Source organism: Paenalcaligenes sp. DL 309 (genome assembly GCF_057475285.1).
This window is the reverse complement of record NZ_JBYBKW010000005.1, coordinates 46,219-60,406: the sequence shown is the minus strand read 5'-3', so window position 1 is coordinate 60,406 and position 14,188 is coordinate 46,219. Positions and strand designations below refer to the sequence as shown.

Annotated in this window: 13 protein-coding genes; 3 read left to right on the top strand and 10 right to left on the bottom strand. The window is 45.1% G+C overall.

Translation table 11 applies throughout. The features are described from left to right. Positions 1–24: 24 nt before the first annotated feature. The 5 genes from AC2UZJ_RS07965 to AC2UZJ_RS07945 form a co-directional block, all read right to left on the bottom strand. Positions 25–531 carry a chemotaxis protein CheW gene (locus tag AC2UZJ_RS07965; RefSeq protein WP_486949614.1) on the bottom strand — a complete coding sequence of 169 codons (507 nt, stop codon included), beginning with the start codon at positions 529–531 and terminating at the stop codon, positions 25–27. 24 nt (positions 532–555) lie between these two features. Continuing rightward, entirely contained in the window at positions 556–2,661 is a 2,106-nt protein-coding gene (gene cheA / locus AC2UZJ_RS07960) for a chemotaxis protein CheA (RefSeq protein ID WP_486949613.1), read from the bottom strand. A 134-nt stretch (positions 2,662–2,795) separates the two neighbouring features. Beyond that, complete coding sequence (gene motB, locus AC2UZJ_RS07955; RefSeq protein WP_486949612.1) at positions 2,796–3,704, bottom strand: flagellar motor protein MotB; 909 nt, start codon at positions 3,702–3,704, stop codon at positions 2,796–2,798. A 12-nt stretch (positions 3,705–3,716) separates the two neighbouring features. Further along, positions 3,717–4,586, bottom strand: a complete 870-nt coding sequence (gene motA, locus AC2UZJ_RS07950; protein WP_486949611.1) for a flagellar motor stator protein MotA — start codon at positions 4,584–4,586, stop codon at positions 3,717–3,719. A gap of 172 nt (positions 4,587–4,758) precedes the next feature. After that, complete coding sequence (locus AC2UZJ_RS07945) at positions 4,759–6,351, bottom strand: glycerol-3-phosphate dehydrogenase/oxidase (protein ID WP_486949610.1); 1,593 nt, start codon at positions 6,349–6,351, stop codon at positions 4,759–4,761. Positions 6,352–6,441: 90 nt separating this feature from the next. On the opposite strand from AC2UZJ_RS07945, the gene glpK reads away from it, so the two are divergent. Then, positions 6,442–7,935 carry a glycerol kinase GlpK gene (gene glpK, locus AC2UZJ_RS07940; protein WP_486949609.1) on the top strand — a complete coding sequence of 498 codons (1,494 nt, stop codon included), beginning with the start codon at positions 6,442–6,444 and terminating at the stop codon, positions 7,933–7,935. Positions 7,936–7,945: 10 nt separating this feature from the next. After that, complete coding sequence (locus AC2UZJ_RS07935; protein ID WP_486949608.1) at positions 7,946–8,413, top strand: TM2 domain-containing protein; 468 nt, start codon at positions 7,946–7,948, stop codon at positions 8,411–8,413. On the opposite strand, the gene AC2UZJ_RS07930 is transcribed toward AC2UZJ_RS07935, so the two are convergent. Together AC2UZJ_RS07930 and AC2UZJ_RS07925 are read right to left on the bottom strand one after the other, a co-directional pair. Beyond that, entirely contained in the window at positions 8,402–10,048 is a 1,647-nt protein-coding gene (locus AC2UZJ_RS07930) for a SulP family inorganic anion transporter (protein WP_486949607.1), read from the bottom strand. The genes AC2UZJ_RS07935 and AC2UZJ_RS07930 overlap by 12 nt on opposite strands. A 50-nt stretch (positions 10,049–10,098) precedes the next feature. Continuing rightward, on the bottom strand, positions 10,099–12,345 hold the full coding sequence (locus tag AC2UZJ_RS07925) for a heavy metal translocating P-type ATPase (RefSeq protein ID WP_486949606.1): 2,247 nt from the start codon (positions 12,343–12,345) through the stop codon (positions 10,099–10,101). Between the two features lie 99 nt (positions 12,346–12,444). Between AC2UZJ_RS07925 and cadR the strand changes: the two genes are divergently transcribed. Continuing rightward, positions 12,445–12,870 carry a Cd(II)/Pb(II)-responsive transcriptional regulator gene (gene cadR, locus AC2UZJ_RS07920; RefSeq protein WP_486949605.1) on the top strand — a complete coding sequence of 142 codons (426 nt, stop codon included), beginning with the start codon at positions 12,445–12,447 and terminating at the stop codon, positions 12,868–12,870. 84 nt (positions 12,871–12,954) lie between these two features. Here the strand turns inward: cadR and AC2UZJ_RS07915 are convergent, their stop codons facing one another. The 3 genes from AC2UZJ_RS07915 to AC2UZJ_RS07905 are packed head-to-tail and all read right to left on the bottom strand — an operon-like array spanning position 12,955 to position 14,151. Then, a complete protein-coding gene (locus AC2UZJ_RS07915) occupies positions 12,955–13,371 on the bottom strand; it encodes a DUF6691 family protein (RefSeq protein WP_486949604.1) in 417 nt (138 codons plus the stop codon). A 23-nt stretch (positions 13,372–13,394) separates the two neighbouring features. Beyond that, entirely contained in the window at positions 13,395–13,829 is a 435-nt protein-coding gene (locus tag AC2UZJ_RS07910; protein ID WP_486949603.1) for a YeeE/YedE family protein, read from the bottom strand. Next, a complete protein-coding gene (locus tag AC2UZJ_RS07905; protein WP_486949602.1) occupies positions 13,819–14,151 on the bottom strand; it encodes a metalloregulator ArsR/SmtB family transcription factor in 333 nt (110 codons plus the stop codon). Before AC2UZJ_RS07905 ends, AC2UZJ_RS07910 begins: the two co-directional genes overlap by 11 nt. Positions 14,152–14,188: the final 37 nt, after the last annotated feature.

Here is a 14,188-nt window from a genome sequence, read left to right as displayed (position 1 = left end):
TAATTATCTAGGCTATTTGAAGCCTTACATCTCAATGGCATTATCGACTAATTCCATCTCTTCACTAGTCATTAATCTTTCTATATCAACCAAGATCAACATACGCTCATCTAAAGTGCCTATACCCGTTAGATACTCAGTAGACAATACAGAGCTGCCAAATTGCGGCGCATCACTAATTTGACTATTTTGCAACATCAAAACATCTGAAACACCATCCACAACCACACCCACCACTCGGGACTCTAAGTTTAAAATAACCACTACGGTTTGATGGTCATACGAGATTTCATTTAAATTAAACTTAATGCGTAAATCCACAATAGGAACAATAACACCGCGTAAGTTGGTAACCCCTTTAATAAAAGGCGGTACATTCGCAATGCGCGTCACTGTTTGGGCCTCATAGCCGCGAATTTCTTGTACTTTTAGAATATCAATACCGTATTCTTGCTCAGCGAGTATGAAGACTAGGTATTCTTTGCCACTGCTTTCATTTCTCTCTACGCCTACTGCTAGGTTTTGACTCATGGATACATTCACTCCGTATAGGAATTAGCTAAGCGCGGCGGCCGCTGCGGGGCTGCGCTCACGGGTTAAACGATGTAAAGCAAACACATCTACAATTAAGGCCACACTACCATCACCTAAAATAGTGGCAGCAGAAATGCCGGGGATTTTTCGATAATTTGCTTCTAGATTTTTCACTACTACTTGATGCTGACCAATTAAGTGATCTACAACAAGAGCAAAACGCATGTCTTCAGCTTGTAAGACCACAGCAATGGCTTTTTTTAAGTCTTTTTCATAGCCATCTACAGAAAAAACCTCGCCTAATGAAACCACTGACAAGTACTCACCACGTACGTACATAACGTGATCGTCTACTGTCATGCTACGCATCTGTTCTTCAGTAGGCTGCATAGATTCAGTTACGTGGCTGAGCGGTAAAATAAAGGTTTCTTCACCTACCTGCACAGACATACCATCTAAAATAGCCAACGTTAAAGGTAAAACAATACGCGTGGTGGTACCTAGCCCTTCACGTGAAGACATTTGCACATGGCCACCCATACTTTGAATGTTTCGGCGTACTACGTCCATGCCTACTCCACGACCAGAAATAGCAGTCACTTCTTCAGCCGTAGAAAAGCCGGGCGCAAACAACAGCTGCCACAGCTCTTCATCTGGAATATTTTCATTTGTAGTTAGCCCATTAGCCAAGGCTTTTTTGAGAATTTTCTCACGATTTAAACCACCACCATCGTCTTTAACTTCTATCACAATATGCCCACCTTGGTGTTGAGCAGACAAAGTGAGTATGCCTTCTCGATCTTTACCGGTAGCCTCGCGTTTATCTGGCATTTCAATGCCGTGATCAATACTGTTACGCACTAAATGCGTTAGAGGATCAATAATGCGCTCAATTAAACTTTTATCAAGCTCCGTGGCCGCTCCTTTAGTAACCAAGCGTATTTCTTTATTCATACGCGCCGCATTTTCACGCACCACACGCGGGAAACGGCTAAACACATAATCCATAGGCATCATGCGAATAGACATCACAGACTCTTGCAAATCACGGGCATTACGCTCTAGCTGTTCTATGCCATTGAGCAGTCTATCGTGAATAACAGGGTCTAGGGTGGAGGCCGTTTGCACAAGCATGGCTTGAGTAATAACGAGCTCCCCAACCAGATTAATGATCTGATCAATTTTCTCTACGTCTACCCGCAACGTGGTAGATTCCGCTCTACCTGCACTGGCTGGGCGGGCCGCCTTCTTTTTGGTTGCAGCCTTTTCCTGTGATGCAGGCTCAGGCTCTGTTTTAGTAACGGGTTCTTCTGTGACTTTAAGCGTCTCTTTGGCAGCCGACGGCTCCATACCAACAGGCTCTTTTACCGGTGCTAGTGGGTGTTCTGTTTCTTGACCAGGCACGGCCTCATAGACCAACTCCAGCTGATCCTCATTAACCACAAAACAACAAACCGCCTCCAAATCATCAGCAGAAACGGTGGTATCTAACCACAGACTTAGACTCTGCCCCTCTTTCTTCTCATGAAGAATATCGCCCATCAAGGCCATCTCATCGCGTAGCACGGCTAAATCTTTATCCGAGGCATTAGAGACGGTTAATCGCAACGCTTTTGGAGCCGCGTTATCAGCCGTTGTAGTCTCTGTCTCTTCTTTAGGCGCAATGAGTAAATCAGGCGGTGAAATAGCAACCACTTCCGCCACACTTGCAGCATCATCCCCTTTTATGTGCGCATCAGTAATAGTACGCAATTGCGTACAAATGCGCTCATAGGCCTCTGCGTCGGGTGCTTCATCTGCACGATACGCTAAAACCTGGTCACTTAAAATATCTTTGGTTTCTAAAAACAAATCAATTAAGCTTTGATTTAGCGCCATTTCACCATCACGAATAAAATCGAGTAGATTTTCAAGTAAGTGAGTGGTATCTGCTAAGTGCGAAAAGGTACCAAAAGTAGCAGCGCCCCCTTTAATGGAGTGTGCAGCACGGAAAATAGCATTGAGCATATCGCCGTCTGGGTCATCTATGTCTAGCTCTAACAAGAGCCGTTCCATATCGGCAAGCAGCTCATCTGCTTCGTCAAAAAAGGTATCGTAAAACTGACTTAAATCAACGCCGGAACTCATAGATGCTTCCTTCGCAACGGGGTTATTACATTACAATTTGTAGTAAATCTAACATTTACACATTTATATTGCCTGTTAGTTTACCGCTAAAATACGTATAGGTGCCTACTTTACTTAAATTAACTTGATATTGATTACATATTATTTAAGTTTTCAATGCCAGGTAAGGCTTTGTTGTCTGCATCGTAGAGATCACCAAAATCATAACTCCCATCCCCTGAATCATTTTGCGCATCAATACGAGCTTCGGCCTCGCGGTTCAGTACTGTAATACTAATTCGCCTATTTACCTCGGCAGTGGGATCGTCTTTAATTAAATTGACCGATGAAGCTAAACCCAATATTTGCTTTACTTTATCTTCAGCTAAACCACCCGCCACCAGTTCTTGGCGCGCAGCATTTGCCCGATCAGCGGATAACTCCCAGTTACTGTATTGCCTTTCGCCACTCGCATACTGAAACGCATCGGTATGGCCGGCAATCTGTAAAGGATTCGGCATTTCATTTAACAAATCACTTAAAGAGCGCAATATAGTACGCATATAAGGCTGCACTCTTGCACTACCGATGGCAAACATGGGACGGTTTTTATCATCGACTATCTGTATGCGTAAGCCGTCTTGAGTCATGTCTAATAACAGTTGGGAATAGAACTCTTTAAGCTCAGGGTCAGACTGAATCAAGCTTTCTAACTCGTATTTCAAATCTTCTAGACGTTCAATATCAAGCCGACGCCCTTCTTCATCTGATCCGCTAGCAGAAGGATGTGGATTTGGAATCACACTAGGCTCCCCCCCAGGAATGACGCTATCGGAATACTCCGTGCGCATGCCCCCTGAAATGGCTTCCATTAGAGGCATACGAAAGTAATCGGCAATTTCTTTAAGCTCTTCTTTTGGCACCAAGGTGAGAATCCACATCACCAAAAAGAAAGCCATCATGGCAGTCATAAAATCGGCATAGGCAATTTTCCAACTACCACCGTGCCTTTCTTTACCGCGTTTCCCTTTGCGGCGCACCACAATGACATTATCTTTACTCATACGAAACTCACCTTAGGTATTCGTATTAGCTCGCGGCTGACGCACGTGCTCTTCGAGTTCAATAAAGGAGGGACGCTCTGCTGTAAATAAGACCTTACGACCAAACTCAACCGCTAAGGGTGGCGGATAACCATTTAAGTTTGCTAGCAAAGTAACCTTAATGCATTCAAGTACTTTAACAGCCGCATTATTACGCTGATCAATCACTTGTGCCAACGGAGCCACAAAACCATAGGCTAATAAAATACCTAAGAAGGTACCTACCATGGCCTTCGAGATGAGGTCAGCGAGTATAGCTGGCGGCTGATCTACAGATGCCAAGGCTTTAATAACACCTAAAACGGCGGCCACAATACCAAACGCTGGCAACGCATCAGCCACCGAATGCATGGCATCGGCAGGAACGGACTTTTCTTGGTGAAAGCTGTCAATCTCTTGATCCATAAGCGCTTCAATTTCAAACGCGCTCATATTGCCGCTAATCATAATACGCATGTAGTCACAAATATAATCAACCAGCATATTATCTTTTAAAATATTAGGATAAGCGGTGAAAATAGCACTTTGTTGTGGGTCTTCAATATCCGACTCCACCGCCATCATGCCATCCCGACGCGCTTTATTTAATAAGGCATACAACAAACTTAGCAACTCCATATATAAGGCTTTATTATACGGTGTCTGCTTTATAGCGCCGCGTATGGCTTGAATGAGTAGGCTAATAGAACGGCCACTAGCGGCAGCAAAATAAGCCCCTGCAGCCGCCCCCCCAATTAATACAAACTCAAAGGGCTGATACAACGCCCCTAATGAACCACCTAAAGCAACAAAACTGCCAAAGACAGAGAAAAATACAATTAAATAACCAAGAATTATAAACACAAGAATGCCTTGACCTAATATATGTATGCGCTATTAAAAGCTAAAAATATAGCGATTACACTATCCAATTTTTAATAAATCTTAACTAACCCTTTACCTAAGCTCTAAGCGAATTAAACAGCTGCCCCTTAATGTAAAAATTCTAGATCAATGTTAACAGAATGCAATTACATTATGGGCATTGATATTGCATACATAAAATAAGAAACTCAGATAAACGAGGGTCTGCCACCCCTTCTGCCTCTAGAATTTCTGCCACCACGGGTGCCGCATCTAGACATTGTTCAGCATCTAAAAACAACCAACGTGAACGTCTAGCGAGAATATCTTCTATGGTGCGTGCGTATTCATAGCGCGCAGCAAAACGAATCATGGCTTCCGTTAGCCCTGGCAATATCTCGTGCTCTACGCCGGGTAAACTTTGTACCCAATCAGCTTCTGTGCCATAGGCTGCCAAACCCGGCGTGCGATATAAAGCCGTATTTTCATTCTCAGTAGGCGCTCCTACCACTCGTAAGCGTTTAGTCACCGAAGGCGGTAAACGCCCTGTTAAGACTCCTGCTTTAGCGCAATGCGCTAACACATCTTCCGCCATCGCTCTGTAGGTGGTCCATTTACCCCCCGTTACGGTGACTAAGCCTGAGGCACTACTAATGATGGTGTGCTCTCGACTTAGGCTTTTTGTGCTGGCCGACTGCGTTAACATTTTTGTTTTTACTAAAGGCCGTAAACCCACCCAAATACTACGTATATCACTACGTTTAGGAGGTTCACTGAGGTAATTAGCACTTTCACGCAAAATAAAGTCTATTTCTTCCTCATAAGCTTCTGGCTCACGAGCTAAATCTGGACGGGGTGTATCAGTAGTTCCTAATATAACTTTACCTAACCAAGGCACCGCAAATAGCACGCGACCATCTGCCGTTTTAGGCACTAATAAAGCGTGGGGTCCCGGTAAGAAATGTTTATCCACCACTAAATGCACCCCTTGACTAGGGCTAACAATAGGGTCTGCGGCCTGCTCCTGATGCGTGGAATCTAAGCGACGAATCGCATCCACCCATACGCCGGTAGCATTAATTACACATCTGGAGCGAACCGTGTACTGCTCACCACTTTCGGCATCTTCACATACGACCCCAGCAACTTTACCGTCCTGATACACTAATTCTTTCACTGGGCAGTAATTCACCAATAAAGCCGAATGTACCGCCGCTGTACGAGCCAAGGCCAACGCTAAGCGGGCATCATCAAACTGGCCATCCCAGTACATAACGCCCCCTTTTAAACCTTGACTCTTAAGCCCCGGCAAAGCTTCAGCGGCTTTGCGACTTGAGAGAAATCGCGTAGCAGCTAAACCATCTTTGCCGGCCAAAGTATCATAGGCTTTAAGCCCCATTCCATAGAAAGGCATCTCCCAACATTTATAAGAAGGCATAACAAAACCAAGCGGCGCCGCTAAATGCGGCGCATTTCTTAATAAAACAGAACGCTCATGTAAAGCCTCTCGTACTAAGGCAATATTACCTTGCGCTAAATAACGCACGCCCCCATGGATTAGTTTTGTGGCCCTAGAAGAGGTGCCCTTAGCAAAATCATGCGACTCAAGTAATACGACGGACAGCCCACGAGAGGCAGCGTCCACCGCCACTCCTAAACCCGTAGACCCGCCTCCAATTACCACCATGTCGACTTCTTCAGTTCGAGCTAATGCCGCCAATAACTGAGATCGATCAGTGAGTAGCGGTGAGATTCTTGATGTCATGAAAGATAAACCAAAAAAACAAAATGCAGTCTATAGTTTAATAGATTCAACAGCTAAACTTGAGACCTTATTTGGATAAATAATTGTGCTATGACCTATTTACTTGCCCTTGACCAAGGAACATCGAGCTCCAGAGCCATTGTATTTAATCGCGATGGCCAAATTGTGAGCTTAGCTCAAAAAGAGTTCAAACAAATCTACCCACAATCTGGCTGGGTAGAACACGACCCTATGGAAATCTGGCACAGCCAGTTAGATACCGCCCAACAGGCCTTAAAAAAAGCACAGCTACATGCCAAACAAATCTGTGCCATAGGCATTACCAATCAGCGTGAAACCACCCTACTTTGGGATAGACGCACTGGCAAGCCTCTGCATAACGCTATTGTATGGCAAGATAGACGCTCGGAACCTTTGTGTAACAATTTACGCCAAACTGAGCACAAAAAAACCGTTTGGGAAAAAACCGGTTTACGCCTAGACGCTTATTTTTCAGCGACTAAAATTGCTTGGCTATTAAAGAAAAATCCTGAGCTACGTGCCCTTGCAGAACAAGGGCACGTAGCTTTTGGCACCGTTGATAGTTGGTTGATCTGGCAGTTATCCCAAGGCCAAGTACACAGTACGGATGTAAGCAATGCATCTCGCACTATGTTGTTTAACATCCACACCCAGCAATGGGATGAAGAGCTACTTACTATTTTTGATATTCCTAAATCTATTTTACCGTCGGTGCAACCTTCCAGTAGTTTTTTTGCAAATGCTAGTGCTGAGTTTTTTGGTAATTCTATTCCTATTTATGGTGTAGCAGGTGATCAGCAAAGTGCCCTTTTTGGCCAAGCCTGCTTTGATACAGGAATGGCCAAAAATACCTACGGGACGGGTTGTTTTATGCTGATGCATACGGGCAGCACTGTACAACATTCAGAAAACGGCCTCATTAGTACCTGTGCCGCCCAACCCACTGCCACCCCCGCATATGCTTTAGAAGGCAGCGTGTTTGTGGGGGGTGCCGTAGTACAATGGCTGCGGGATGGTTTAACGGCTTTTACCCATAGCCATGAAATCGAAGCCTTGGCGCTAAGCGTGCCAGACACCGGTGGTGTGATGTTTGTACCTGCTTTTACAGGTTTAGGCGCACCCTATTGGGATGCCGATGCGCGTGGCACCATTACCGGTCTAAGCCGCGGTAGCACCATGGCCCACATTGCCCGAGCAGCTCTTGAAAGCATTGCTTATCAAAGTACCGCCTTGCTGGAAGCGATGAGCTTAGACGCCTGCCAAACAGGAGCTCCTGCACTCACCGAATTACGCGTAGATGGCGGCGCCAGTAAAAACAATCTCTTAATGCAATTTCAAGCTAACCTTTTAAGCATACCGGTAGTACGTCCCACTATTACGGAAACCACCGCCTTAGGGGCCGCTTACTTGGCTGGGCTAGGCGCGGGTATTTATCACAGCACCGATGAGCTTCAAGCGCTTTGGAAAAAAGACCGTATTTTTGAGCCTGAAATCAGTGCCGAACAAGCCCAAGCCCAGATGCAACAATGGCAACACGCCATTAAACAAACCACTATTCGTTAAAAGGATAATTATGCGTAATATCGCCATGGCTATAGGTGTTTTTATTGTGCTTTTAGTAGCACTCAGTTTTGGCGAACGTATTGGTGCCGAACTGTTCTCTTGGCTCTCACAGCTTACTGGGTGGACTTTCCACCATCTACATGATGTCACACGTGCGATTCAATCCTATGTGGCCGCTAACTGGGTCAAAGTGCTTATAGCTATAGCTCTGACTCTACCCATTAGCTATTGGATTAGCCGCCAAAGTAAAGAAAACCCTAAAGCACAACGCATACATAGCCGCCGCAAAATCGCTATTATTTTAGCTTTTTTCTTGGGTTGGCTAGGTATACACCGTTTTTATATGGGGCAAATTGGATGGGGTTTGATTTACATCCTTTTATTTTATATTTTTGCCCCACTCGTCGTGCTCTTAGGCTGGATTGATGCCTTACGCTATTTACTCATGGATGATGAGGATTTTGCACTACGCATCTAATCCTGGCTTGATATTAGCGATGGCACTTGGCACCGAATCATAGATGTGCTCTGTGCCAAGTTTTTCGCTAATACCCATGCGATCTAATTTACGACGAATATTGGGTTTGACTTCAGTTAGTACAATTTTTCTATTGCGCTCTTTACTATAGCTAATCGCCTTCTCTAAAGCACCCAAAGCCGTGCCGTCAGCAATAGCTGAGTTATTTAAGCGTAAGATAATAGTGTGCACTGAGGCGGGTAATTCTTCTAAGGCCCGCTCAAAAGGATCCACAGCCGCGAAGAAAAATGGCCCCTCTACCGTAAGCACTGCTACCTCTTCGGGAACTGCCACTCCTTCATGGCTGAATTCACGAGTAAGTGATTGCGCACTTTGCCTATCGACGCGTACGGTATCTGCCATACGTTTAAGAAAATGCAACATGGCCAACACCACACCTATATTCACCGCCACCACTAAATCAGCAAACACCGTTAAAGCAAAGGTGACGACTAATATAAACGCATCAGCTGGTGGTGCACTACGTAAGGTACGCAGCACCAGTTTAGGTTGACTCATATTCCAAGCCACCATAAACAAAATCGCTGCCAAAGTGGCTAAAGGAATATTAACGGCCAAAGGCGCTAATACTAACAACACCAAAACCAACACCAATACATGCACAATACCCGCAATGGGACTATTGCCCCCATTACGCACATTGGTGGCAGTACGAGCAATAGCACCAGTTGCAGCAATCCCTCCAAACAAAGGCGTTAATATGTTTGCTACGCCTAAACCTATAAGCTCTTGGTTTGAATTATGCCTAGTATGACTCATATTATCCGCTACTACTGCCGATAACAGAGACTCAATGGCTCCCAACATGGCAATGGCAAACGCCGGCCCTATAAGCGCCACCATACCAGTAATTGTAATCGTAGGCACCTCTAGCTTAGGCAGGCCGCTGGGGATTTCACCAAAGGCAGTACCTATGGTTGCCACACTAGGAAATTGAAAAATGGCTTGTAATGCTGTTAATACAACCAAGGCCACTAAAGGCCCCGGTACACGCTGCATACGGGGCAAGCGCGGCGCATAAATGACCAATAATAAAGAGACAATGGCGATCAGGGTAGTGGTTATATCTAGCTGAGGGAAAGAGCTAAGCAACTGCAGCAGTTTTTCATGAAAGTGAATCCCCGTAATTTCAGGCAGACCAAAGAAGTCACGCCACTGCCCCACCCAAATAATAATCCCTATACCCGCCGTAAACCCTACAATCACGGGCGCTGGAATAAATTTAATCACCGCCCCCATACGTGCTAAACCTAAGAGCAGTAAAATCCCACCCGCCATCAGAGTGGCTATCTGTAAGCCTACCACCCCATGCTCAGCCACAATGCCCGACAAAATAACAATGAAAGCCCCTGTAGGCCCCGCTATCTGCACCCGGCTGCCGCCCAGCACGGATACCGCTAAACCAGCAATAATAGAGGTATAGATTCCTTGCTCCGGCTTCACACCCGACGCAATGGCAAAGGCCATGGCAAGAGGCAATGCCACTACCCCGACAATAATGCCGGCTACAATGTTTGAAATCCAGTTATGGCGAGCCAATAAGCCAGCTCGCTTGGCTTCTAATAAGGCAATCATGGATTGCTATCCTAAATATAATATCTATGAGTAAAAAATATGTGCCTTCATTATAGATCTTGAGCAGATGAATGCTTTTTCAATAAGCGTAAACTATTTAAAATCACCAATAAACTTGCCCCCACATCGGCAAAAACGGCCATCCACATAGTAGCTGTGCCCAGTAGAGCCATCACTAAAAATACTGCTTTAATCCCTAGGGCGGCACTGATATTTTGGATTAACACCTGATGTAATGCGCTAGATAAGCGTATGGTGTAGGGAATTTTGGCAAGATCATCATTCATAATGGCCACATCAGCCGTCTCTATGGCCATATCCGAACCCAAAGCTCCCATCGCAAAACCAATATCAGCCTGCGCCAAGGCCGGTGCATCGTTAATACCGTCTCCTACCATGCCACTGCATGCATACTGTTGTGTTCGCTCTGTGATAATACGTAGTTTGTCAGTAGGCAGTAAATCACCTTGGGCGTAACGAATACCCACCTCTTCTGCTACGTGCTTCACTGCATAACTATTATCACCTGAGAGCATTTCCACTTTCACTCCCATACCTTGAAGCTCAGTAATGGCAGTCTTAACGCCCTCTTTTATTTGATCCGCTACAGCAAAAGCCGCTACCACTTTATTATTTCTAGCTAAAAAGATAAAACTAGCACCCTTATCTTGCCACTCTTGCTGCCAAGTTTTTAAGGTGGACTCTAAAGGGGCCGCCTCATCCGTTACCCAATTGAGTTTGCCCAAACACCACGTTTCATTATCTAGAACAGCAGTAACCCCTGCACCTGCTACCGCGGTGAAACCAGCTGGGGCTATCTTGCCACTAGAGTCATTAGTGAATGCTAACTTAGACTGAGCCAACGCGACCGAAGCCGGATGATCTGAACGACTGGCCAGGGCATGAGCCGCCGCTAATAGCTGAAACTCATCGGCTTCAGGCACCACCCATGTATCTTGCAAAGTAGGCATACCCGCAGTAATTGTGCCTGTTTTATCTACCGCTAAATAATCCATCTGGCGGGCTCGTTCTAAATGTACGCCGCCTTTTACTAAGAGGCCGGCTCTGGCCGCAGTAGCCAAAGCACTCACTACCGCTACTGGAGTAGAGATAACTAAAGCACACGGGCAGGCAATAACTAATAGCACCAAAGCCCTGTATACCCACTCAAACCAAGTGCCACCAAAAACCAAAGGTCCTAGCAAGGCTAAGGCCGCAGCCATCATCGTGACTAGGGGCGTATAAATCTGAGAAAACTTATCAACAAAGCGCTGCACTGGCGCCTTACTTTGCTGGGCTTGTTGTACTGAGATGGCAATACGCGCGAGTAAACTGTCATCATACCGACCCTGTGAACGGTACTGCAGCTCTCCCATGCCGTTAATCGTACCCGCATACAATACATCGCCTGCCTTTTTCTCCACTGCTAAACTTTCACCTGTTATGGAGGCTTGATTAACAGACGAAGCTCCCTGCTCTACCACTCCGTCTAGGCCTATACGAGCCCCAGGTACAACCTTAATTAAGCTCCCGGCTGTTACTGCTTGAGCTGGTTGCTTTTGCCACTGCCCACTCTGATCTAACACCTCTACCTCTTCGGGTGTAAGAGATAACAGGCCATCTACAGCATGGCGAGCACGATCAAGAGAACGCGCTTCTATGTACTCAGCTAAAGCGAACAATGACATCACCATAGCGGCTTCAGGCCATTCACCTAAAAGTACTGCCCCCGTGACAGCAATACTCATCAGGGCATTAATATTTAAATTACGATTTTTTAAGGCAATAAGCCCTTTTTTATAAACCACGCCACCCGTGAGTATCAAAGCCACTATAGCGAGCGGGATCACTAACCCTACGCTCCACGCTAACCAAGAGCCGATTTCCGCCACTAAAGCTAGAGCCACTGAAGCACTGATCCGAACTAGCTCTTTTTTAGTAGATGGTGTTTCTGTAGCGATGGCCGATGTGGGATTTCCAGCTTCTAGTAGTACGGGCTGCATACCCAATTCCGTTACAGCTTTTATAAGCTGCTCTTGATAGCCTTCGCTATGCAACACATCAAGCTCACGTTGCATTAAATTAAACTGTAAAGCCAATACAGCCACTTCACCATCCAACTTTTTACGAATAAGCTGCTCTTCTACCGGGCAATCCATTTCTTCAATACGTAAACGCGTGAGCTGCTGCCCCTCTTCTACTGGCAACACAGGCTGCGCTGCCTGATAAGTAGGCGCAGCACAGCATGCGTCCTCATCATGGTGGTGGTGGTGACTATGACTGTGTTCTGTACTCATAAAGCCCTCATTAATTGTTTAGATTTTCCCACTTAGCTTGTTCTAAACCATTAAACACCTTAAAGTAACTATAAGGTCAAATCGCTCTAGGAGTCTTAAATGAAAATCGGTGAATTAGCTCAACGCACTCAATCCACTACAGAAACCATTCGCTATTATGAAAACATCGGTTTATTACCTGCTGCCCGACGTAATAGCAATAATTACCGTGTCTATGCCCCACAACACGTAGAGCAGCTGCGTTTTATTCGTAATTGCCGCAGCTTAGACATGACACACGAAGAAATTCGCCACTTGCTTAGTTATATGAACAGCCCTACTACCACCTGTGAGCCTGTAACCGATATTATTGAAGAGCATTTACAACATGTGAAAACACGCATTGAGGAATTACAGCATCTACAACAGCAATTACAGCTTATACATCAAGCGTGCAGCCATGATGATCAAGTGGTCGCCTGCGGTATCTTAGAGCAAATCAGTAACATGAAGCCCTTGCCTCAAAACGAAACCCATCTCGGTTAGTGAAGTTCAAAAAAAAGCGCCCCAAAGGGCGCCAAAGGTACTACACACAGATGAAAATCTTAAATTACATTTTTATTTTTATTTTTATTTTTTAAAAAATACGCGGTGAATGAAGATACCTACCACCATAGCAGGCACAAACCACCATGCCATGCCTATACCTGCACCAAAAGAAACTAAGGCTGGCCCTGGACAATATCCTACTAACCCCCAGCCTACACCAAACAGAGCACTACCAATAAGTAATTTTCTGTCTATTACCGTATTTTTAGGTAACTCAATTTTAATACCCCCCACTGCTTTGATTTTGTCTTTTTTAGCTAAAGTAAAAGGAACAATAGCCACGGCTATGGCCCCACCCATGACAAAAGCCAGTGAAGGGTCCCAATTACCGGCCAAATCTAAAAATGCTTGTACCTTATGGGGAAAGGCTAATCCAGATATAAGTAAACCTAGACCAAATATAACCCCAGCTAAGGCACCACCTAAAATCATAACCATCTTTTATTTATCCTTACTTGAGCTTAAATAAGATGTAAAAGATGACGAAGCACATACACCGTAATAAAAGCCGTCACCATAAAAGTTAATGTAGCCACTATGGAGCGTATAGATAAACGTGAAATACCGCATACTCCATGACCGCTAGTACAGCCTGAGCCTAAACTACTACCGAAACCCACGAGTAAACCGGCAATAATTAATAACAGCCCAGAAGGTGAGTCTTTAATTGGAATCTCACCTCCAAACGCCATAAATAACCATGGGGAAGCAAACACACCTACTAATACCGCCACGCGCCACGCGCGCTCAGTGCGACCAAATAACGTGCTGCTTAAAATACCACTAATGCCAAATATACGGCCATTAAGGATAAGTAACACCACGGCGGCTAAGCCTACAAGGGCACCACCAAATAATGATTGCCACGGTGTAAATGCAACCCAATCAATTGTCATGCTCTAGCTCCTCCGGTGTACAAAACACCTGATAAAGGGTTTGCATTAGCGCTAAAACCCGTTCGTTTTCTAAGCGATAATACACATATTTGCCATTGCGCCTGGTTTGCACCAAACCATCTTTACGCAAAACAGTGAGCTGCTGTGATAAGGTGGGCTGAACAATGCCACTTTCCTCACCGATTTGGCTCACATTTTTTTCACCTTCTACTAGTAAACATAAAATAACCAATCGATCAGGATTAGCTAAACGACTAAGTAGCTTGGTGGCCTCTGCAGCAACCTCATTGAGTTGCGCAATTTGTTTGGTAGATACAGACATAGTTGCAAAAGTTTCTACTGTTACTATACTTTAGTAT